Below are 20389 nucleotides of genomic sequence, written 5' to 3' on the forward strand. Positions count from 1 at the left end.
GAATAGCGGCACGCGATTACCGAGCGTTACATTCAATGCGCTGAATAGCCTGAGACATCACGCATAGCGGACGCCAGGCCGGCCATGTGGTCCGTGGCGTCGTCCAGCACCTCACCGGGGTTCTGGAACTGCGTGCTCGCCGCGAGGGCCTTGCCCGCCTCGGCCACCAGCGCACAGTAGCGGTCCACGCCGTCCGCCAGTTGGATCCTGAGCACGCGAACACCCTCGACCAGGGGAGCGCGCTCCAGCGGCGGCGCGTTGTCGCGAGCGCGCTCGACGGCCTGGAGCTGCGCCGACACCGCGCGGATGGCCGTGGCGGCCTCCTGGGCGGTCTGCCGGGCGTGCTGGACGGACTCCGTCGGCATCGAGGTCAGCGCGGGCGAGTCGAGCTGCACGAGCAGCTGGGCCATCGCGTCCTCGGCGCTGTGGAGCTTCTCCATCGGAACGCGCGCGGACGAGATGTGCGCGGGCAGCGGCGGCCGAGGCCGAGGCGGCGGCGACAACGCGAGCCGCTGCCGGGCGGCGCCCAGTTCCTTCAGCTTGAACCCGCTGCGCACGGCCAGGACCGCGGGTACGGCCGCACCGATCGAGCCGGTGACGGCGGCCCAGGTGCCGAGCACACCGGTGAAGCCCAGCACGGCGAGCGTGCCGAGCATCGAGATCACGATCAGCCAGAACGTCAGCACGGCGTTGGTGCGCTTGCGCTTGCGTTCGAGCTTGGCGACCGGGTCGTTCCACTTCTGCAGGCGGTAGCGCGCCTGCTCGGCCAGCGGGTGGCCCTGGAGCGACGCACCCAACTCACCGACGACCTTGCGGACGATCTCGTTGTTGGGACGGTTTCTCCAGGGCTCCATGATCACCTGCTGACTCCTCCTGCTCCCCCGGCCTCAGAACCTCAGTTCTGGGCGGGAGGAACCTGCTGCTGCTGGGTCTTCTGCTCCGACTGGACGCGCTGCGCGATCTCGGCCTGGATCTGCGCGGCCGCGCTGTTGCCCGCCGTCACCTGCTGCGGGGTGCTCGACTGGCCCCCGTGCATGGACGCGCGGATCTGCTCGAGCCGCGACGAACCGGCGAGCTGGGTGGTCGAGGCCTGCACCTCGAGCATCCGGCCCTGCACCGAGTTCTGGGCCAGCTCGGCGGACCCGAGCGCGGTCGAGTAGCGCTTCTCGATCTTGTCGCGAACCTCTTCCAGCGACGGCACGTTGCCGGGCGCTGCGAGCTCGCTCATCTGGTTCAGCGACGCGGAGACCTGCTCCTGCATCTTGGCCTGCTCGAGCTGGCTCAGGAGCTTGGTGCGCTCGGCGAGCTTCTGCTGCAGCATCATCGAGTTGCGCTCGACCGCCTGCTTGGCCTGTGCGGCGGCCTGCAGCGACTGGTCGTGCAACGTCTTCAGGTCCTCGATGCCCTGCTCGGCGGTGACGAGCTGGGTGGCGAAGCCCTGCGCGGCGTTCTCGAACTGGGTGGCCTTCTGCTCGTCGCCCTTCGCGCGCGCCTCGTCGGCGAGCACCAGAGCCTGACGGGCGGAGGCCTGCAGCTTCTCGACGTCGCCGAGCTGGCGGTTGAGCTTCATCTCCAGCTGGCGCTGGTTGCCGATGACGGCCGCAGCCTGCTGGGAGAGCGCCTGGTGCTGCCGCTGCGCCTCCTCGATGGCCTGCTGGATCTGCACCTTGGGGTCGGCGTGCTCGTCGATCTTCGACGAGAACGACGCCATCAGGTACTTCCAGAACTTCACGAACGGACTGGCCATCTCCTACGCCTGCCTTCTCGGTGCCGGTGTTGGATCCATCGTCTCAATTGTGCGTCGGCGTATCCACCGACACGGGGAGATATCCGGGAACACCCTGACCCACCCCGGGACTTAGGAGAACACGTCTGACGACGTGCCAATCCTGCCCGCACCCGCGCCCTGGGACGCGGTGACCCAGCGTGCCGATGCCAAGCCGTTGCCTGTCGTTCGGCCTGCCGGGTCTGTTGTGTGTTGAACGTACGAACGGTCCGAGTTGTTGCAGAACGTCACGTGTCGGGGGCCACAGCGCGGTGACGTTCACCCGAATGCAGGCGACCCCGCTCGCCACGGGGCGAACGGGGTCGGTGGAGGACATGGGATCAGGCCGCGACGACTGCCTTGGGCGTCTCGCCGATCTTGCTCGTGAGCCGGTGCGTGAGCATGGGCTGCAGGCGCAGGTCGGACAGGTCGTCCGAGAGCGTGGACGGCAGCACGCGGCCACCCTCCAGCTTCCCGCGCTCCGAGCGACCGTCCGGGACGGTGTCGGGCACCGTGTCCGGCGTCTGCTGGACGGCGCCGATGTCGGAGGCGACGTGGTGCAGCAACTCGGACAAGGGCAGTTCCAGTGCTTCGCAGATGGCCGCGAGGAGTTCGCTGGACGCCTCTTTGCGGCCGCGCTCCACCTCGGACAGGTACCCCAGGCTCACGCGGGCGGTCCGAGAGACCTCGCGCAGCGTGCGGCGTTGGTTGGTGCGGGCATGGCGAAGCCGATCACCGATCGCCTCGCGCAGCAGCACGGTCATCGCGCGCCTCCTTCCGGCCGGCCGTGTCCCTACGTTACCGATCGACACCGACAACGGGCACTGACTTCCGAACACGTCCGCCAAGGGCGAACGAACGCGGAGTCATCATTTGTTCCCGGCGCCGACGGCCAGCAGCGTCTCCGACAGCAGGACCAGGGCTTTTTCCACGGCAGCCGAACGGACAGCTGCGCGGCCACCACTCAGCGTGATTGTCCGCACTGTGGACACTCCAGGCCCGCTCAAGCCGATGTGGACCGTCCCCGGAGCGACACCGTCCTGCGGATCCGGTCCGGCGACCCCGGTGAGCCCGATACCCCAGTCCGCTCCGCACCTCGTCCGGGCGCCTTCGGCCAGTTGGATCGCGACGTCGGGGTGCACGGCACCGTGCTCGTCGAGCAACTGCTGGTCCACGCCCGCGAGCTCGTGCTTGAGCTCGGTGGCGTAGACGATCAACCCACCGCGGACCACGGCACTCGCCCCCGGTGTGTCGACGATCGTCGCGCACAGCAGACCCGCGGTCAGCGACTCGGCCGTGGCGACGGTCTCGTTCCTGGCTTTGAGCAGCTCGACGACGCCTGTCACAGCACCGCCCTGCCTGCTCTCGCCTTCATCTTGAACGCCCGGATGACGTAATCGATTCCCGTGACGACGGTCAGCACGAGCGCGACGGCCATGATCACCCACGCGATGAGCTGCAGCACGTCGTTCTGCGGGAGCACGAACAGCCCGATCGCGATGACCTGGGCGAGCGTCTTGGCCTTGCCGCCGCGGCTGGCCGGGATGACGCCGTATCTGATCACCCAGAACCGCAGCAGCGTGATGCCGATCTCGCGCACCGCGATGGTGATCGTGATCCACCACGGCAGCACGTCGAGGATGCTGAGCCCCACCAGCGCGGACCCGGTGAGCGCCTTGTCCGCGATGGGGTCGGCGATCTTGCCGAAGTCGGTGATGAGCCCGTGCTTGCGCGCGAGCGTGCCGTCGATGTGGTCGGTGAAGCTCGCGATCGCGAAGATCGCGAACGCGATGAGGCGCCACGTGGTGTCGAAGCCACCCGCTTCGAACAGGGAGAACAGGAAGACCGGAACGAGCGCCAGCCGCGCCATCGTGAGGATGTTCGCGACGTTGAGCAGCGGGACCTTCCGGGCCTCGGTCATGTCGGGACTACCTCGACGATCAGGTCGACGCCCTCGGAGTCGACGACGCGGCAGCGCACGAAGTCACCGCGCTTGAGGCCCTCCGCCTCCAGCACGATGCACTCGCCGTCGACCTCGGGAGCCTGGTGCTCGGCGCGCCCGACGCAGTCGTTCTCGTCGTCCTCCTCGGTCTCGATCAGCACCGTGACCTCGGTGCCCACCCGGTCCTCCGCGCGCTGGCTGGTGAGCTCCTCGACGAGGTTGCCGATGCGCTGCACGCGCTCGGCGATGACGTCGGCGTCGAGCTTGCCGTCGAGCTCCTCGGCCTCGGTGCCGTCCTCGTCGGAGTACCCGAAGATGCCGACCGCGTCGAGCCGCGCCTCCGTGAGGAACCGCTCCAGCTCCCGCAGGTCCTCCTCGGTCTCACCGGGGAAGCCGACGATGAAGTTGCTGCGGATGCCGGCCTCGGGCGCGTGCTCGCGGATCTGCCACACGAGCTTGAGGAAGCTGTCCGTGTCGCCGAACCGGCGCATGCGGCGCAGCACGTTCTCGCTCGAGTGCTGGAACGACATGTCGAAGTAGTTCGCGACCTTGTCCGTCTTCGCGATGGCGGCGACCAGGCTCGGCTTGGTCTCGGCCGGCTGCAGGTAGCTCACCCGCACGCGCTCGACGCCGGGGATGGACGCCAGGCGCGGCAGCAGCTGCTCCAGCGCGCCCTGCTCACGCGGCAGGTCCTTGCCGTAGCTCGTGGAGTTCTCGCTGACGAGGAACAGCTCCTTGACGCCGTTCTCGGCGAGCCACATGGCCTCGGACACGATCTCGTCCGGGTGCCGCGACACGAACGCGCCGCGGAAGCTCGGAATCGCGCAGAAGCTGCACCGGCGGTCACAGCCGGACGCGATCTTCAGCGGCGCGACCGGTGCGTCGTCGAGGCGCTTGCGGGGCGTCTTGGTGGGACCCCAGCCGTGGCCGGGCACCTGGACCGCGTCCTTGGCCTCCTGGCGCTTGACCGGCGTGATCGGCAGCAGCGTGCGGCGGTCCACCGGCACGTGCGACTCGACCGGCTTGCCGTGCAGCACGTCCTGAAGCCGCTCGGCCAGGTCGTTGTACTGGTCGAAGCCCAGCACCGCGGCCGCCTCGGGCAGGCTGTCCGCGAGTTCCTTGCCGTAGCGCTCCGCCATGCACCCGACGGCGACGACCTTGGCGCCGGTGTCGGACGCGGCGAGCAGCGTGTCGACCGAGTCCTTCTTGGCCTGCTCGACGAAGCCGCACGTGTTGACGACGACGACGTCAGCGCCCTCGTCCACCAGCTCCCAGCCGCCCTCGCCGAGGCGTCCGGCGAGCTCTTCGGAGTCGACCTCGTTGCGGGCGCAGCCCAGGGTCAGCAGCGACACGCGTCGCGGAGTGGTGGGAGAAGACACGGCGCTCAGAGTAACCGCCCCAGGTACGAGCGCTTGAACTCAGTGCTTCCGAACGACCTCGACCAGCTTCCACATGTCGGTCGACGGGTTGCCCGGGCTCAACGCCTTGGCGCGCTCGACCGCCTTGTCGACCCGCTCTGCGAGCAACGCGAAGTCGAGCGTCCCCTTGGCATAGCCGGGTAGGTGCCTGCGCAGCTTCTCGGCAGCCGCTTTCGGGCTGGAGATGCCGGCGGCGCAGTCCGCGAAGTGGAGGATCAGCCACACTTCGAAGCACGGGTTCGACACGGCCAGGGAGATGCCCATCGCCTCGGCCTCGGCGATGGCCTCGTGGATGTCGAACTCGTCGACGTCGACGACGCACCAGTACTCGTCGAACCCGCCGCGATCGTTCTCGCGCACCCTCGCCGCGTACCTGACGAGTTGCGCCGGCGAACCGACCTTGACCACCGGCCTCACGGTCACCGGCCTGGACAGCCGCTTCAGCCCGTCCAGGTACGCCTGTTCCGTCTGCCCGCAGCACCACCACGAGCACTCGGCTGGCAGAGATCCTCGACGGCGTCCGGCCACGGCGTGGCGAGTTCTCACGCCTGGCCATCGACACCTCGCAGAACGGCCGACACGAGCGCCTCGGCCTGCACGTCGGGAACCGCGCCGTAGCTGCCCCCGAGGTAGCGGCGCTCCAGGTTCTCGCCCTCCCTGCGCGGCTTGAAGTCGGTCAACGCGTAGAGCTCCGAGGCGCCGTCGTCTCCCTTGTTCACGAACCACACGTCTTCACGGGTGAGCACCTCGTCGCCGAGCACGGGACTCAGCAAACTCGCGTCGTGCGTGGTGAAGAGCAACTGGGCTTCCCGTGAGTTGGCTTCGGGGTCGCGGAACAGACCCACGAGAGCCGCGGTCAGACGGGGATGGAGGCTGGCATCGATCTCGTCGATCACCAACGTGCCCCCGGTGCGCAGCACGGTCAGCGCTGTTGGCAGCAATTCGAGCCACGACCGGGTCCCAGCCGATTCGTCCGAGAACGGCAACACCACTTCCGCCGATCCGTGCGCGAGGAAGAGGTCATGCCGGATCGAACCGTCGTGGCGCGCGACCTCCAGCAGATGCAGGGACGAAATCCCCAGGTCGGCGACCCGGACGAGATCAACGATCCGACGGTGGTCCGCCCGGTTCGCGATGAGGAAGTCGGTGATGGCGTCCTCGTTGACCGGAGCGTTCACCTCCACGCGGAAGCGGAGGCCCTCGGTGAACCATCCCCACACCGGCTGGACGAGCGCCGAGGACGACTGCGCGGCCAAGCTGAGGAACAACGCGTTCGGTCGGAGCAGGCTGCCCAGCACCTCGAGCCGCGGCCGGTCTTCGACAGTGCTCCCGAATCGAAGCCCGTTCCCGTCACGCTCGAAGAGGACGCGCTTGCGCGACGCCGGGTACGAGTACAGCCACTCCTCGCGGACGTTCCGGTCGTCGACCTCGAAGCCATAGGTGTACCGAACGTCATCGAGCACGAGTTCGACGACGAAGACGGACGGCCTCTCCTCGTCGGCGAAAGCGAACGCCCTGCGTGGCACCCCCGCTTCGGGCCTCCACGCGGCGAAGGAGTCGCGGACGGCGCGGCGCATGAAGTCGAGCCCGTCCAGGAGGTTCGACTTGCCTGACGCGTTCGCTCCGTAGATGGCGGCAACAGGCAGGACTTCGCGGTCCTTCGAGTAGGCGGGCATGAGCAACAACTCCTGCTCGTCCCGGAACGAGCGGTGGTTGCCCAGACGGAAACTGCGCAACACCTCGCCCACCCCCTACAGGCCACTTCGTGCGAGAAAATCGCACAAATCAGCCTCTAGCTTCCCAGATGCACGTGCCGCGCGCCTACGACCACTCCCCGCAGCCGTCGTGCGGGCGCGGCCCATACTTGACGGTTGTGACCAGTGGGGTAGTCGTGCGGCGCGCCCGCACCAGCGACGTGCGCGCCATGAAGGCGCTGATCGACGGGTACGCGGGCAAGGTCCTGCTGGCCAAACCCCTGGTCACGCTGTACGAGGCGGTCCAGGAGTTCTGGGTCGCCGAGGAGGACGGCGAACTGCTCGGCTGCGGCGCCCTGCACGTGATGTGGGAGGACCTGGCCGAGATCCGCAGCGTGGCGGTCTCCCCCATGGCGCTGGGCAAGGGCGTGGGCCACCGGATCGTGGCGCAGCTCATCGCGACGGCCAAGGAGCTGCAGCTCGCGCGGATCTTCTGTCTCACGTTCGAGACCAAGTTCTTCAACAAGCACGGCTTCGTCGAGATCGAGGGCACGCCGGTGAGCCCCGAGGTCTACGAGGAGATCATGCGGTCGGTGGACGAGGGCGTGGCCGAGTTCCTCGACCTGAGCTACGTGAAGCCGAACACGCTCGGCAACAGCCGGATGCTCCTGGAGTTGTAACTCTTCGAGTAATTACTCGAAGAGTCTTGACTCGACGAACCCGTCGGCGCCAGGATCACTCCTGTGCCCGAATCGCTCACCGTCGACGAGCTCGCCGCCCGGATCGGCCTGCCCAGCAGCACCATTCGCATGTACCAGACGAAGGGTGTGCTGCACGCGCCGAGACGGCAGGGGCGCGTGGCGTACTACGACGCCTCGCACGTCGAGCGGTTGACGTTGGTGCAGCGGTTGCAGCAGCGGGGGTTCTCGCTGCCCGCGATCGCGGAACTGATCTCGGCGCGCGAAAAGGGCGAGTCGGTCGCCGCGGTGCTCGGCATGGGCGAGACCGAGGGGCCCGACGACTGGGTTCGGATCAAGGTGCGCGACATCCGGCACCTCGTTCCGATGGGTGAGGTCCAACCGCGACTCCTCCTCCGGGCCATGCGGTTGGGTTTGGTGCGGTGGAAGTACGGCTGGCCGCACGCGCGTCGCTGGGCACTCGAAGCGGGCGGCCGGTTGGCCGGCCTACGGGTGCCCAGCGATGACGTCATGGACAGCTTTACGCGCCTGCGCACGGCGACCGACGCGGTGGCGGCGGACTTCGTGCGGTTGTTCGAGCGGCAGTTCTGGCCCGAGCTCGCGCGCAAGGCGGGCGACGAGAACCAGCTGGAGAACGTGCGGGCGTTGCTGGTCGAGCTGACGTACACGGCGGAGACCGCGGTGGTGGGGACGCTGCGGGAGTCGATCCGGGACGCGGCCGAGGAGTTCGCGTCGCGGCACGGGTTGCTGCCGAGCGACGACTACCAGCCCGCGTGGGCCGAGCAGCCGTTGCCGCCGATCGCCGAGAACCTCATGGACCCGGCGGGGGACCTGCCGAGCGAGCAGGAGATCGAGAACTTCCTGAAACGGGGGGACGAGGATGAGCCTGGTCGCTGATCCCGCCTGGCACGCCCAGGTTCGAGACGAAGGCCTTGTCGTGTACGCGGGTGCGGATCTCGCGTACCTGATCCCGGACCTGCCCAGGGCGGTGGCCGTGGCGCTGGCGGGACTGTTCGAGCCGGTTTCGAGGGGAGCGGCTCGAACGGTCGACGAGAACCGGTTGGGGGAACCGGTTCGCCAGCACGTGGCCCAGCTGAGGACCCTGGGCGCTCTCCGCCCGGCCGGGTTGCCCGCCGACGACGCGCAGAAGCCGATGGGGGTCGGCACGCGCGTCGTCGGGGAGGCACCCGCCGGGCTGGTAGAGCGGTTGCCGCACGACGAGGACCCGGACCTCCTGCTCGTCGTGCGGACCACCGGCACGTTGGTCGACCTGGTCGAGGTGGCGCGCGAGACGGAGGTCCCGCACCTGTTGCTGGACCTCGCGTACCACCACACCGCCGCCGTCGGGCCCTTCGTGGTGCCCGGTGCCGGCGCGTGCCTGGCGTGCCTCGCGGTGCGGGCGGGGCGGCGGTGGGGGGATCCGCCGCCTCCGCCGCACCCGGCGGCGACGTCCTACGAGTTCCCGATCTCCCTTGCACTGCAAGCGGTTCAGAACATCCGCAACGGCTCGCTGGCGTTGCTCGACACGGTCGTCACCGTCCACCTGGACGAGTTCACGACGACGCGCGAGAGCGTGCTGCCCGCCGCCGGCTGCGAAGTCTGCCCGACGGTCGAGTTCGGGCGCGTGTCACTTCCTTGGGGGAACCATGAACGCGACGGCAGTGCGGTTACCTGACCAGTTCTCACCGGGTGCGGCCGCCGCCAACGCCGCGACGCCCACCTGTTGCTGTTGTTGTTGCTGCTGCGCGGTTTCCTCAGTCGGCGCGGCCGTGCACATCCCCGCGGCGCTGCACCGGGAGACGCAGGACCTCCCGCAGCCGCGCAGCCTGCTCGTCCTGCCCGCCGCGATCTTCCCGCTGCTGGTCGTCGTGCTGCCGTTCGCCACGATGGGCGCGGTCTTCGACCTGCACTGGGGCTGGTGGCTCGGCGGCTTCGCGGCGGCGCTCGCGTGGGCCACCGCCTCCGGTTTCCTCGCCAGGTCACCGAACCCGGTGGGCAGCGTGGTCCGGTTGCTCGGCTGGTCCGCCCTGTGGTTCCTGGAGCCGTTCGTCGTGCTGTTCACGCTGGGACCGATCGCCTCCGTGGACGAGGGTGTCGCGGCGGTGGTCGGTGTGCTCTACCTCGGCGGGGCCTTGGCGCTCGGGTACAGGATCTTCCGGCGGTACCGGGGGAAGCGATGAGGACCGTGGCGGAGGCGCTGGTCGAGCGCGCGGTCGGCTGGCGCCAGGGCGTGGTGTCGCAACTGCACCCCGTGCCGCACAGTCTGTCCGATGTGGACCTCCAAGGCTGGGCCGCGGTGCCCGAGCCGTTCGCGACGGGTGGCACGTCCGGTGGCACCACCAGGGTCGCCGCCATCGCCGAGGCCCTGGAACGCCACGCCGCCGCACGGGCACGGCTGGAGGTCGTCACCGAGGGCGAGTGCTGGCCGCTCGAACACTTCAGCCTCCACACCGTGGAGCAGCGGGTGGCCCCGAACTACCGCTACCGCAAGGGATACGTCAACACCCCGTACACGCGGGCGTGGACGCTCCCCGGCAACGACCCGATCCGCGTCCCCGCCGGCCTCGTGGCCCTGGACGCGTCCTACGGCCTGCCCGCGACCTCGTCCGGCCTGGCGGCGGGCCCGTCGACGACCAGCGCGCTGCTGCGCGCGGTCCAGGAACTGGTGGAGCGCGACGCGTTCACCACGACCTGGCTGCATTCCCTTGCACCGCAACGCTTCGACGCCGGCCTCCCGCACGGCGCCCAGGCGTTCGACCTCACCCCGGCCTACAGCCCGCACCCGGTGGTCGCCGTGGCGGGCTCGCTCCCGATCGCCGGCAGGCCCCGCCCGACGCTCGGACTGGCCTGCCGTGCGACCACCAAGGAGGCGGTCCGCAAGGCCTACGAGGAGTGGGTGCAGGGCACGGTCTTCGTCGAGGTGTGGCTGGCGCGCAACGGCGACGGTCCCGTCGAGGAAGCCACCGACTTCGACGAGCACGCCGCCTACTACGCCACGCACCCGGCGAAGTGGGACGACCTCCCGTGGTTCCAGGGCTTCGAGGCGGATCCGCCACCGGACGCCCAGACCCGGGGCACCACGGCTGAACTGACCGAACTGGTGCACGCCCTCGACCGCGCGGGCATCCGGCTCGCCTACCGCGAGCTCACCACACCGGAACTCTCCGCCGTGGGCCTGCACTGCGTCCGGGTCCTGTCCCCGGACCTGGCCCCGCTGCACTCGGACCACCGCTGGCCCCACCTGGGCGGCCGCGCCGCGGAGCTCGACTGGCGCTACCCGCACGCCTCACCGGGCGCGTTCCCCAATCCCGCACCGCATCCCCTGGGGTGAAGCCGATGTTCGACGACTTCTGGGCCGCGAGCCGCTTCTCACCGCTGCACCAGCGCAGGCTGGGCGACCGCCTGCGGGACTTCCGCCCGCCGCCACAGCTCGTCGACCCGCTGGAACCGCCCACGCCCCCGGTCCCGCTCCCCCGCCCGAACGACCGGCTGCAGAAGCTCTTCCGGGCACGCAGGAGCACCCGGGAGTTCACCGGCGAGCCGCTGAGCGACAAGCAGCTCGGCGCGGTCCTGGGCGCCCTGTCCGACGACAGCGTCCCCTCCGCGGGCGGGCTGAACCCGTTGCGCTGCTACGCCTTCGTCCACGGCCGCGCGGTCCGCTACGACATCCGGCGCCACGCGCTGCAGGACCTCGGCCCGGCACCGGACGACCTGGCCCAGATCCTCGGCACCCCGTCCACACCACCGCTGACGATCGTGCTGGTGCTCGCGGACAAGGACTCGTTCGAGAAGTACGGTGAACGCGCGGGCCGCTTCGGCCTGATCGAGGCAGGCGCCGCGGCGCAGACCATCTGCCTCCGCCTGGCGCAGGAGAAGCTCGGCGGCCACCTGCTGGGCGGAGTGGCCGACAACGAGATGCTCCACTCGCTGGGGCTGCCACGAGAACTTCGCGTGGCCACAGCAATCGCTTGCGGGCACATGATCACCTGACGTTCATCAGATCGTGTCTACCGAGGACAGTCGATCACCGGCTACAACTGGGCGAGACCCTGCTCACACCCAGAGGAGCTCGCCATGTCGAACACCCTGCGCTCGGCGTTCGTGGGAGCCACCGCCTCCCTCGCCCTCGTCCTCACCGGCACCCCGGCCCTCGCCGTGGACGTCGTCGCGGTCACCGACGACTACCTCTACTCGAAGTCCCTGAGCCAGTTCACAGCACTGCGCGCCCAGCAACCCAACGCGGACCAGCTCGACTGGTCGTCCGACGGCTGCTCGTACTCGCCGGACAACCCCTTCGGCTTCAAGTTCCTGCCGACGTGCCACCGCCACGACTTCGGCTACCGCAACTACAAGCGCCAGGCCCGCTGGAACGAGGCGAACAGGCTTCGCATCGACAACAACTTCAAGGCCGACATGTACAACCAGTGCGGCTCGAACTGGGCGTGCAAGCGCACGGCCGACCTGTACTACGCGGCGGTGCGCGAGTTCGGCGGCAGCGCGAGTTCGACGGCCACGAGCATCCAGCAGGCCGGCCTGAAGTAGGTCACTCGTCGTCGGCGGGGCCGCCTCCGCGCATCAGGTAGACCACGTTCTCGAGCTCGTCCGGCTTGATCAGCACCTCGCGTGCCTTCGAACCCTCGGACGGCCCGACGACGCCACGGGTCTCCAGCAGGTCCATGAGGCGCCCCGCCTTCGCGAACCCGACGCGCAGCTTGCGCTGCAGCATCGACGTCGAGCCGAACTGCGACGTCACGATCAGCTCGGTGGCCTGCACCAGCAACTCGAGGTCGTCGCCGATGTCGGCGTCGATCTCCTTCTTCTCGCCGGCCTTCTGCGCGGTGACCCCGTCGGTGTACTCGGGCTGGGCCTGGTTCTTGGTGAACTCGACGATCGAGGAGATCTCCTCGTCGCCCACGAACGCGCCCTGGATGCGCACCGGCTTGCCGGCCCCCATCGGCAGGTACAGCGCGTCACCCATGCCGATCAGCTTCTCGGCGCCGGGCTGGTCCAGGATGACCCGCGAGTCCGTCAGCGACGACGTGGCGAACGCGAGCCGGGAAGGCACGTTCGTCTTGATCAGACCGGTGACGACGTCGACGGACGGCCGCTGCGTGGCCAGCACCAGGTGGATGCCGGCGGCACGGGCCTTCTGCGTGATCCGCACGATGGCGTCCTCGACGTCACGCGGCGCGGTCATCATCAGGTCGGCCAGCTCGTCGACGATCGCCATGATGTACGGGTAGGGCCGGTAGACGCGCTCGGACCCCGGCGGCGCGGTGATCTCGCCGGACTTCACCTTGCGGTTGAAGTCGTCGACGTGCCGCACCCGGTTGACCTGCATGTCCTGGTAGCGCTGCTCCATCTCCTCGACGAGCCACGCGAGCGCCGCCGCGGCCTTCTTCGGCTGCGTGATGATCGGCGTGATCAGGTGCGGGATGCCCTCGTACGGCGTCAGTTCGACCATCTTCGGGTCGATGAGGATCATCCGGACCTCGTCCGGCGTCGCGCGGGCCAGCAGCGACACCAGCATCGAGTTCACGAACGACGACTTGCCGGAACCCGTGGAACCCGCGACCAGCAGGTGCGGCATCTTCGTCAGGTTCGCGGTGACCATGTGGCCCTCGATGTCCTTGCCGAGGCCGATCACCATCGGGTGCGTGTCCTTGACGGTGGACGGCGCGCGCAGCACGTCGCCCAGGCGCACCATCTCGCGGTCGCTGTTCGGGACCTCGATGCCCACCGCGGACTTGCCGGGGATCGGGGCCAGCAGGCGGACGTTGTCCGTCGCCACGGCGTACGCGATGTTCTTGGTCAGCGCGGTGATCTTCTCGACCTTCACGCCGGGGCCGAGCTCGACCTCGTAGCGGGTGACCGTCGGGCCGCGGGTGAAACCGGTGACCTGGGCGTCGATCGAGAACTGGTCGAGGACGCCGGTGATGGCCTCGATCATCTGGTCGTTGGCCCTGCTGCGGGTCTTCGGCGCGTCGCCGTCCTTGAGCACGTCCGGCGGCGGCAGCTGGTACTCGCCCTCGACCGCGCGCACGACCAGGGCGGGGGCGGCCGCGGCCTTCTTCGACGGCTTCGGGGACGGCGGCGGGGGCTCGACCGGCTCCTCCAGCGGGAGCTCCGCCTGCGGTTCGTCCTCGGCGACGGGCTCGACGGCCTGGCGGCGGCGCGACGGGCGGCGCAGCCGGACCGGCTTCGGCTCCTCGACGGGCTCTTCCTCGTCGAACGGGGACGGCTCGGCGGGCTTGCCGGGGTGCAGCAGCGAGCGGATCCGTTCGGGCGCCTGGCGGATCGGCGTGTGCGTCACGACCAGCAGGCCGTACGCGAAGATCAGGAACAGCAGCGGCCCGGCGACCCACGGCGTGAGGCCCTGCGCGAGGAACCCTCCCGCGAGGTAGCCCAGGGCGCCGCCGGCGTCACGGCGTTCGAGCGGGTCCATCGGCAGGCCGCCGATGAGGTGGAACATGCCGAGCACACCGATGATCATCAGGAACGACCCGATGATCAGCCGCGGCCGCGCGTCGGGCTTCGGGTCGGTGCGCATCAGCGTGACGCCGATGCCGAGCAGCACGACCGGCACGACCACCGCCGGGAACCCGACGGAGCTGCGCACGGCGACGTCCACCCACTGCCCGACCGGTCCCCCGGCCTGCCACCACACACCCGCGCCGGTGATGAACGCCAGCGCGATCAGCAGGAGGCCGAGGCCGTCACGGCGGTGTTCGGGATCCAGGTCCTTGGTGCGGCTGACGGTGCGCACGACGCTGCCGACGCCACGCCCCAAAGCACCCCACACGGCGCTGATGGCACCGCCGCTCTTGCGCGCGGCGGGCTTTCTGGACGCGGTGGAACGCGCCCGCGGCTTCGCTGGTGCTTTGCCGCGTGACGTGGTCTTTCTCGAAGTCCCTGTGCGCCCGGCCATGTCTACAAGGTAGTCCCTCGCGCCCCACCAGCCCCGTTTGCAACCGGGACGCGTGCGAAAGCTCATGGTTCACCGGATCGTGCACGGTGTCCTCACGACACGCCGTACGCTGCCCCGCGTGTCCACACCGCTCTTCTGGCGCGTGCTCATGGTGGTCGACCGGGGCCTGATCGCGCTGACCGGCAAGCTCGAGGTCTCGGGCGACATCCCGCCGGAACTGCTCGGCAAGCCGTTGCTGCTGGCCTCCAACCACATCGGCAACCTCGACCCGATGGTCCTCATCGCGGCGTGCCGCAAGATCGGCGTCAACCCCCGGTTCATGCTCGCGGGCGGCCTGCTCGACGCGCCGGTCATGGGACCGGCCCTCAAGGCGTGCGGCCACCTGCGCGTCGACCGCCGGTCGGCGAACGTGGGCGAGGCGATGCACCGGGCCGTCGAGGCGTTGAACAAGGGCGGCGACCCGATCGCCGTCTACCCCGAGGGCAGGATCAGCACGGACCCCGGCCTGTGGCCCGAGCGCGGCAAGACCGGCGTCGCCCGCATGGCGCTGGGCGGCGGCATCCCGGTCGTCCCGATCAGCCAGTGGGGCGCGCACGAGGCCGTCTACTGGGGCAACCTCAGCGTCACCGGCTGGAGGGACGTCCTGCCGTACCTGACGTCGTGGCTGCGCGCGGTGCGCAAGCGGCCGACGTTCAAGGTGCACTTCGGCAAGCCGGTGGAACTGTCGGACCTCAGGGCCGAGACCGCGGGGGACGCCCGGCGCGCCCACGAGCGGATCATGACCGCGATCACCGAGGGCTTGGTGCCGTTGCGCCTCGACGAGCCGGACGTGCCGAAGTTCCACGACCCGACGCGTCCGACGACCGGCGCCTCCCCCTGGCGGCCCGCCTGATCGAGTAGGCGACCACCGTCACGAGCATCGTCAGCGGCATCGGGTTGCCCATCCACAGCCCGAGACCGAGGTCGACCAACGGGATCGTCAGCGCCAGCACGAACGCCTTGGTGCTCGCCGTGGGCAGCTTGACCTTCGGGTCCGCCCACGGCGTGCGCCCCCACGGCTTCGCGACGCTGAGCCACGTCTGGAAGGCGAACCCGGCGACCATGAGTGCGGTCCCGACCGGTGTCCACGCGCTGACGTCACCGTTCGCCGCGGCTTCGAGCCTGCCGCTGAGCACGAAGATCCCGACGTGGAGCTGCACGACGGTGATCACGAACTTCCCCAGCACCCACCAGTGCTTGAAGTAACCCCACGGCGTCGTGGCGCTGAGCATCATGCCGCTGAACGCGCTGGTGGCGCCCATGAACGCGAGCACGTGGTGGTCCAGCACCCGCGCCATCCTGAAAGCGTTGACGTCACCCGTCTTCAGGCCGTAGAGCAGCAACGTGAACAGTGCGAGCGCCTGGCTCAGCCAGCCGACCGACGTCACGACGTGCAGCCACACCAACAGTGTTCGAGCGCGCTTCTGCATGATGAGTAGTGTGCCTACACATCAGCGCGAGCACATCCGGGATCACCCCTAGGAGAGCTCGTGCAGCCTCGCCCGCACCTCAGGTGTGAGCGGGTGGTCGTAGTCCTCGTAGATCGTCAGCGCTTCCAGCAGGTGCGTGCGCGCCACCTCGGGCTGGCCCGCGCTCGTCGCCCCCAGCCCGTGCAACGCCTCCGCGAGGCTCTTGCGGTCGCCGAGCACGCGCAGGAACTCGATCGCCTGCCGGAACGAGTCGCGCCCCTCGGCCTGCCGGCCCAGCTTCGACTGCGCCCAGCCGATGCTGACCAACGCCATCGCCTTGCCGTGCGGGGCGTCGTGCGAGTCCATCAGCTCGAACGCCCGCCGCGCCGACTCCAGCGACGCCTCGAACTGGCCCGCCGACCGCAGGATGTCGCTCAGGAACAACCGCGTGCCACCCTCGCCGAACCACGAGCCCACCTCGACGTGCCCGCGCAGGGCCTCCCCGAACCGGTCGACGGCGAGGTCGAACTGGCGCAGGCCTCCGTACGCCATGCCCAGGCCCGTGAGGCTCCACGCGGCACCGACCGGATCACCGATCTCGCGCCGGATCGCCAGTGCGCGGTCGAAGAGCTCCAACGCGTCCGCGAAGCGCTCGCCGCGGAACGCCGCCAGCCCCTGGCCGTGCACCGCCCACGAGCGGGCGGCCTGGTTGCCGTCCCGCGCCGCGGCCCGTTCGGCGACGCGGTATGTGCGGGTCCACTCGTCCAGCGCGTTCGACACGATGAAGTAGTTCCACAGCGCCACCGGGATCTGCCACGCCGTGGGCGAGTCGTGCTCCTCGGCGAGCCGTGCCACCGCCAGCAGGTTCGACGACTCCGTGCGGCACCAGGTGAACGCCTCGTCGTGCGAGGAGAAGTCCTGAGTAGACAGTGGCGGTAACAGGAACGCCGGGTGGTCCGGCGGCGCGATCACGGTGCCGGCGGCGTTCGCGGTGTCGAAGTACCAGCCCAGCAGGCGCTTCACGGCCTCGTCGCGGCCGCCCGACGACTCCTCGGTGGCGCTGAGCTCGGTGGCGTACAGGCGGAGCAGGTCGTGCAGCCGGAACCGGCCGCGCGCCACCTCCTCCAGCACGTGCCCGCCCGCCAGCACGTCGAGCAACGTCCGCGCCCGCGACACCGGCACGCCGGCGAGCGCCGCCACGGCGCCCAGGCTGATCTCGGCGCCGGGGTGCAGGCCGATCAACCGGAACACGCGCGCGGCGTCGGGCTTGAGCGCCAGGTACGACCACGAGAAGGCGGCACGCACGGCCGTGTCCTCGTCGTCGCCCGTGGCCAGCACGTTCAACCGGTCGCGTTCGTCCGCCAGGTCACCCGCGAGGTCGGCGAGGGTGAGGTGCGGCCGGGTGACGACCCGTTCGGCCGCGATCCGCACCGCCAGCGGCAGGTGCCCGCACAGCTCGACGAGCTTCGCGGCGGCAGCGGGTTCGGCGGCCACCCGGTCGGCCCCCACCGCGGACGTCAGCAGTGCCAGGCCCTCGTCACGCGTGAGGGTCGACAACGTGAGCGAATGCGCGCCGTCGCGGGCGACGAGACCACCGAGGTGGTTGCGGGACGTCACGAGGACCATCGACGTCGACCGGCCGGGCAGCAGCGGGCGGACCTGCTCGGCCAGCCGCGCGTTGTCCAGCAGCACCAGGACCCGTTTGCCCGCGAGAACGCTGCGGTACAGCGCGGACTTCGCCGACAGGTCCTCCGGGATGCGTTCGGACGGCACGCCGAGGCTCTGCAGCAGCTGGTGCAACGCGGTGCCGGGCTGCACGGGCGGGGCCGACGAGTCGAACCCGCGCAGGTCGACGTGCAGCTGACCGTCGGGGAAGCGAGATGCCACCTGGTGGGCGAAGCGGACGGCCAGCGCCGTCTTGCCGACGCCACCGGTGCCGGTGATCGCGACGAGCACCGGCGAGTGGTCCTGCGGCACGACCTCGGAGAGCTTCGCGAGCTCCTTCTCCCGGCCGGTGAAGTCGCGGATCTCGTGCGGCAGCTGGACGGGCACCAGCGCGGGCGCCACCGGTTCGGGCTGCGGGTCGTGCCGGCCGACGAGCACCTGCTCGTGCAACTGGCGCAGTTCCGGGCCGGGCTCGATGCCGAGCTCCTCGATGAGCAACCGGCGCAGGTCCGTGTAGACGGCGAGCGCCTCCGCCTGCCTGCCGCCGCGGTAGAGCGCGGACATGAGCAGTCCGTGCAGCCTCTCCCGCAACGGATGCGCGCTCACCAGCGTGGTGAGCTCCCCCGCCACCTCGGCCTCACGCCCGACCGTGAGCATCAACGCCGCACGCTGCTCCACGGCCGTGAGCCGCAACTCGGCCAGACGCGCGCGCTCCACCGCCGCGAACGGCCCCGGCACGCCGTCCAGCGCGATTCCCCGCCACAGCCCCAGGGCCGCGTCGAACGCCCTGATGGCTTCCAGCGGCTCGCTCCGCAGACGTCCGGCTTCGTCCAGATGTGCGCGGAACACGGCGGCGTCCGAACCGCGCGAACTGAGCCTCAGCAAGTATCCAGCGTCCGTGGAGAGCAACACGGAACTCGGCGCCCGCGACGCCCTCCCCGGCTCGAACAGCCTGCGCAGCCCGGCGACGTACGTGTGGATGCCGTTGTCGGCGCTGGCAGGGGGATCTTCACCCCACACGGCGTCGATCAGTTCACTGCGCGACACGACGTGATTGGCACGCAAGGCGAGCACGGCGAGCACAGCCCTCTGCCGCGGCGGACCGAGCGCGAGCTCCTCGCCGTCCACCGAGGCCGCGAGCGCGCCCAGCAAGCTGACGCGCAACTCGTTCTGCACCCTGGTTCTCACTTCGTCGCTGTCCGCAGTCACCTAGCAACCTACCGTCAGTTTTCGTCCAGAAGCCATCCAGAAGGCGTGCAGAGACGTACTCAACACTTCACTCAGGTGGATTGGGCCGAAATGAGGGGCGGCGGATGAACGCGGCGGAGGTCTTCGACACGCTCGGACTGGAATACCAGCGCGCCTGGTCGCACCAGCCCGCACTGCACGGCACCCTCGCCTGGTTCGCCGCGACCCAGCCGTCGGGCTCGCGCGTGCTCGACATCGGTTGCGGCACAGGCGTTCCCGTGGCCCGCAACCTCGCCAAGGCCGGCATGAAGGTCACCGGCCTCGACGTGTCCCCGGTGATGGTCGACATCGCGGCGGAGCAGGTCCCCGACGCGACGTTCCACAAGATCGACATCCGCGACTTCGAGTCACCTCCCGGTTCGTGGGACGTCATCTGCGCCGTCTTCTCGCTGCTGCAGATGACCCAGGCCGAGATCGTGCAGACCCTCGGCCGCATCTCGACGTGGCTGCGGCCCGGCGGCCACTTCTTCCTCGCCACCGTCGCCATCGACGTCGAACAGGTCACCCTGCCCTGGATGGGTCAGGAGATCGAGGTGTCGTCGTTCTCCGAGGAGAACTTCGAGGCGCACCTGAACGAGGCCGGGCTGCGGGTCGTGCGCCGGAGCCGGCCGGTGTTCACACCGTCGTACCCCGGCGCCACGCCCGAGGAGTCGCTGCACCTGGTGTGCCAGCGCCCCTGACACCTGCCGCCGTTCACTGATGCACGACGCTTCGCGCGTAAGCGCGCGCTGACCCAAACCGCGGACCGGCACCACGCCGGTCCGCCGACCGCGAGGCCGTCCGGCGGCCTTCGTGCGCCCTAGTGCTGCTCCGCCAGCGCGCGTCCGATGAAGTGCGCCGACAGCAACGCGAAGATGTACGCCTGCAACACCTGCACCAGCGCCTCCAGGAAGAACAGCGCGATCGCCAGCGCGAACCCGAGCACCGACACCGGCTTGAGGTAGATCGGCGCGTTGAACAGCAGGAACTCGGCGCCGAGCGTGAACACCAGGATCAGCAGGTGCCCCGCGAACATCGCCGCGAACACCCGGATCGCGAGGTTCACCGGGTCGAAGAAGAACTTGAGGATGACCTCGGTCGGGATGAGCAGCCCCCACAGCACGGGCTTCGGCACGTCCGGGATGACGAACTGGTTGCGCAGGTAGCCCTTCAGCCCGAACTTACGGATGCCCACGAAGTGGTAGAGCGGAAAGATGATCAGCAACGCGATCGCGAACGGGAACCCGCTGTGCGTGAACGTCGGGAACTGCACGAGCGGGATCAGCCCGTAGACGTTGTTGACGAGCACGAAGCAGAAGATGCTGACGATCAAAGGCACGTACGGCGCGAATTCCTTGGCGCCGATCTGCTCACGCGCGATGGTGTTGCGGCCGAAGTCGTAGACCGATTCGGCGGCGAACTGCCAGCGCGACGGGACCAGCCGGAGGTTCCTGGTGGTGACCAGGAAGAACGTCAGGATGATCACCACCGACAGCACCAGCAGGGCCTGCGGTTTGGTGACGGAGAAGTCGAACGGCAGGCCTAGCGGCTCGTGCCAGGTGAACATCGGCGGGAGAAGAATGTCGTCTTTACCCGGCGGTTGG

The 20389-nt window shown here is 69.5% G+C and carries 21 protein-coding genes; 9 read left to right on the forward strand and 12 right to left on the reverse strand.

What is annotated here, in order from left to right; genetic code table 11:
- Window positions 1–32 precede the first annotated feature (32 nt).
- The 8 genes from pspM to BMY74_RS17870 all read right to left on the reverse strand — a co-directional run bounded on the left by pspM (window position 33) and on the right by BMY74_RS17870 (window position 6864).
- The gene (pspM, locus tag BMY74_RS17835) at window positions 33–854 is read right to left on the reverse strand and encodes a phage shock envelope stress response protein PspM (protein ID WP_089917709.1); all 822 of its coding nucleotides are present in this window, start codon (window positions 852–854) and stop codon (window positions 33–35) included.
- Between the two features lie 41 nt (window positions 855–895).
- Window positions 896–1747 (reverse strand): PspA/IM30 family protein, encoded by an 852-nt coding sequence (locus tag BMY74_RS17840; RefSeq protein WP_089917332.1) that lies wholly within the window; start codon window positions 1745–1747, stop codon window positions 896–898.
- Between the two features lie 359 nt (window positions 1748–2106).
- A complete protein-coding gene (locus BMY74_RS17845) occupies window positions 2107–2529 on the reverse strand; it encodes a helix-turn-helix domain-containing protein (protein WP_089917334.1) in 423 nt (140 codons plus the stop codon).
- 105 nt (window positions 2530–2634) lie between these two features.
- Window positions 2635–3111, reverse strand: a complete 477-nt coding sequence (locus tag BMY74_RS17850; protein WP_089917336.1) for a CinA family protein — start codon at window positions 3109–3111, stop codon at window positions 2635–2637.
- Window positions 3108–3686, reverse strand: coding sequence for a CDP-diacylglycerol--glycerol-3-phosphate 3-phosphatidyltransferase (gene pgsA, locus BMY74_RS17855; protein ID WP_089917339.1), 579 nt, complete (start codon window positions 3684–3686; stop codon window positions 3108–3110). The genes BMY74_RS17850 and pgsA overlap by 4 nt, the downstream gene beginning before the upstream one ends.
- Window positions 3683–5086 carry a 30S ribosomal protein S12 methylthiotransferase RimO gene (rimO, locus tag BMY74_RS17860; RefSeq protein WP_177229799.1) on the reverse strand — a complete coding sequence of 468 codons (1404 nt, stop codon included), beginning with the start codon at window positions 5084–5086 and terminating at the stop codon, window positions 3683–3685. The genes pgsA and rimO overlap by 4 nt, the downstream gene beginning before the upstream one ends.
- A gap of 39 nt (window positions 5087–5125) precedes the next feature.
- Window positions 5126–5671, reverse strand: a complete 546-nt coding sequence (locus BMY74_RS17865) for an RloB domain-containing protein (protein ID WP_089917342.1) — start codon at window positions 5669–5671, stop codon at window positions 5126–5128.
- Window positions 5668–6864, reverse strand: coding sequence for an AAA family ATPase (locus tag BMY74_RS17870; protein WP_089917711.1), 1197 nt, complete (start codon window positions 6862–6864; stop codon window positions 5668–5670). Before BMY74_RS17870 ends, BMY74_RS17865 begins: the two co-directional genes overlap by 4 nt.
- Before the next feature lie 134 nt (window positions 6865–6998).
- Between BMY74_RS17870 and BMY74_RS17875 the strand changes: the two genes are divergently transcribed.
- The 7 genes from BMY74_RS17875 (at window position 6999) to BMY74_RS17905 (ending at window position 12059) form a co-directional block, all read left to right on the forward strand.
- Window positions 6999–7499, forward strand: coding sequence for an amino-acid N-acetyltransferase (locus BMY74_RS17875; RefSeq protein ID WP_256557388.1), 501 nt, complete (start codon window positions 6999–7001; stop codon window positions 7497–7499).
- Window positions 7500–7562: 63 nt separating this feature from the next.
- Window positions 7563–8414, forward strand: a complete 852-nt coding sequence (locus BMY74_RS17880) for a MerR family transcriptional regulator (RefSeq protein WP_245786200.1) — start codon at window positions 7563–7565, stop codon at window positions 8412–8414.
- Window positions 8398–9192, forward strand: coding sequence for a hypothetical protein (locus BMY74_RS17885; protein WP_143091604.1), 795 nt, complete (start codon window positions 8398–8400; stop codon window positions 9190–9192). Before BMY74_RS17880 ends, BMY74_RS17885 begins: the two co-directional genes overlap by 17 nt.
- 94 nt (window positions 9193–9286) lie before the next feature.
- A complete protein-coding gene (locus tag BMY74_RS17890) occupies window positions 9287–9697 on the forward strand; it encodes a hypothetical protein (protein ID WP_089917349.1) in 411 nt (136 codons plus the stop codon).
- Window positions 9694–10848 carry a YcaO-like family protein gene (locus tag BMY74_RS17895; RefSeq protein ID WP_089917350.1) on the forward strand — a complete coding sequence of 385 codons (1155 nt, stop codon included), beginning with the start codon at window positions 9694–9696 and terminating at the stop codon, window positions 10846–10848. Before BMY74_RS17890 ends, BMY74_RS17895 begins: the two co-directional genes overlap by 4 nt.
- A 5-nt stretch (window positions 10849–10853) precedes the next feature.
- Window positions 10854–11507: a nitroreductase family protein gene (locus tag BMY74_RS17900; protein ID WP_143091605.1), complete on the forward strand. Its 654-nt coding sequence runs from the start codon at window positions 10854–10856 to the stop codon at window positions 11505–11507.
- 84 nt (window positions 11508–11591) lie between these two features.
- Window positions 11592–12059, forward strand: coding sequence for a phospholipase (locus BMY74_RS17905; RefSeq protein ID WP_089917353.1), 468 nt, complete (start codon window positions 11592–11594; stop codon window positions 12057–12059).
- 1 nt (window position 12060) lies between these two features.
- Here the strand turns inward: BMY74_RS17905 and BMY74_RS17910 are convergent, their stop codons facing one another.
- Window positions 12061–14445, reverse strand: a complete 2385-nt coding sequence (locus tag BMY74_RS17910) for a DNA translocase FtsK (protein ID WP_089917355.1) — start codon at window positions 14443–14445, stop codon at window positions 12061–12063.
- 118 nt (window positions 14446–14563) lie between these two features.
- Here BMY74_RS17910 and BMY74_RS17915 point away from each other — a divergent pair, with 118 nt between their 5' ends.
- Entirely contained in the window at window positions 14564–15337 is a 774-nt protein-coding gene (locus tag BMY74_RS17915; RefSeq protein WP_425434840.1) for a lysophospholipid acyltransferase family protein, read from the forward strand.
- Here BMY74_RS17915 and BMY74_RS17920 read toward each other — a convergent pair.
- Both BMY74_RS17920 and BMY74_RS17925 read right to left on the reverse strand, forming a co-directional pair.
- Window positions 15234–15914 carry a hypothetical protein gene (locus tag BMY74_RS17920; RefSeq protein ID WP_177229800.1) on the reverse strand — a complete coding sequence of 227 codons (681 nt, stop codon included), beginning with the start codon at window positions 15912–15914 and terminating at the stop codon, window positions 15234–15236. The genes BMY74_RS17915 and BMY74_RS17920 overlap by 104 nt on opposite strands.
- Before the next feature lie 48 nt (window positions 15915–15962).
- The gene (locus tag BMY74_RS17925; protein WP_177229801.1) at window positions 15963–18746 is read right to left on the reverse strand and encodes an AfsR/SARP family transcriptional regulator; all 2784 of its coding nucleotides are present in this window, start codon (window positions 18744–18746) and stop codon (window positions 15963–15965) included.
- Window positions 18747–18871: 125 nt separating this feature from the next.
- On the opposite strand from BMY74_RS17925, the gene BMY74_RS17930 reads away from it, so the two are divergent.
- Window positions 18872–19486: a class I SAM-dependent DNA methyltransferase gene (locus tag BMY74_RS17930; protein ID WP_089917360.1), complete on the forward strand. Its 615-nt coding sequence runs from the start codon at window positions 18872–18874 to the stop codon at window positions 19484–19486.
- Window positions 19487–19605: 119 nt separating this feature from the next.
- Here the strand turns inward: BMY74_RS17930 and atpB are convergent, their stop codons facing one another.
- Window positions 19606–20352 (reverse strand): F0F1 ATP synthase subunit A, encoded by a 747-nt coding sequence (atpB, locus tag BMY74_RS17935; protein WP_245786201.1) that lies wholly within the window; start codon window positions 20350–20352, stop codon window positions 19606–19608.
- Window positions 20353–20389: the final 37 nt, after the last annotated feature.

Source organism: Lentzea albida, from assembly GCF_900111005.1.
GTDB classification, from domain to species: domain Bacteria; phylum Actinomycetota; class Actinomycetes; order Mycobacteriales; family Pseudonocardiaceae; genus Lentzea; species Lentzea albida.

Coding starts and splice junctions, on each gene's coding strand:
- pgsA (WP_089917339.1), bottom strand. CDS start 3,686: ATGACCGAGGCCCGGAAGGTCCCGCTGCTCAACGTCGCGAACATCCTC.
- BMY74_RS17900 (WP_143091605.1), top strand. CDS start 10,854: ATGTTCGACGACTTCTGGGCCGCGAGCCGCTTCTCACCGCTGCACCAG.
- BMY74_RS17920 (WP_177229800.1), bottom strand. CDS start 15,914: ATGCAGAAGCGCGCTCGAACACTGTTGGTGTGGCTGCACGTCGTGACG.
- BMY74_RS17845 (WP_089917334.1), bottom strand. CDS start 2,529: ATGACCGTGCTGCTGCGCGAGGCGATCGGTGATCGGCTTCGCCATGCC.
- BMY74_RS17910 (WP_089917355.1), bottom strand. CDS start 14,445: ATGGCCGGGCGCACAGGGACTTCGAGAAAGACCACGTCACGCGGCAAA.
- pspM (WP_089917709.1), bottom strand. CDS start 854: ATGGAGCCCTGGAGAAACCGTCCCAACAACGAGATCGTCCGCAAGGTC.
- atpB (WP_245786201.1), bottom strand. CDS start 20,352: ATGTTCACCTGGCACGAGCCGCTAGGCCTGCCGTTCGACTTCTCCGTC.
- BMY74_RS17905 (WP_089917353.1), top strand. CDS start 11,592: ATGTCGAACACCCTGCGCTCGGCGTTCGTGGGAGCCACCGCCTCCCTC.
- BMY74_RS17895 (WP_089917350.1), top strand. CDS start 9,694: ATGAGGACCGTGGCGGAGGCGCTGGTCGAGCGCGCGGTCGGCTGGCGC.
- BMY74_RS17840 (WP_089917332.1), bottom strand. CDS start 1,747: ATGGCCAGTCCGTTCGTGAAGTTCTGGAAGTACCTGATGGCGTCGTTC.
- BMY74_RS17885 (WP_143091604.1), top strand. CDS start 8,398: ATGAGCCTGGTCGCTGATCCCGCCTGGCACGCCCAGGTTCGAGACGAA.
- BMY74_RS17930 (WP_089917360.1), top strand. CDS start 18,872: ATGAACGCGGCGGAGGTCTTCGACACGCTCGGACTGGAATACCAGCGC.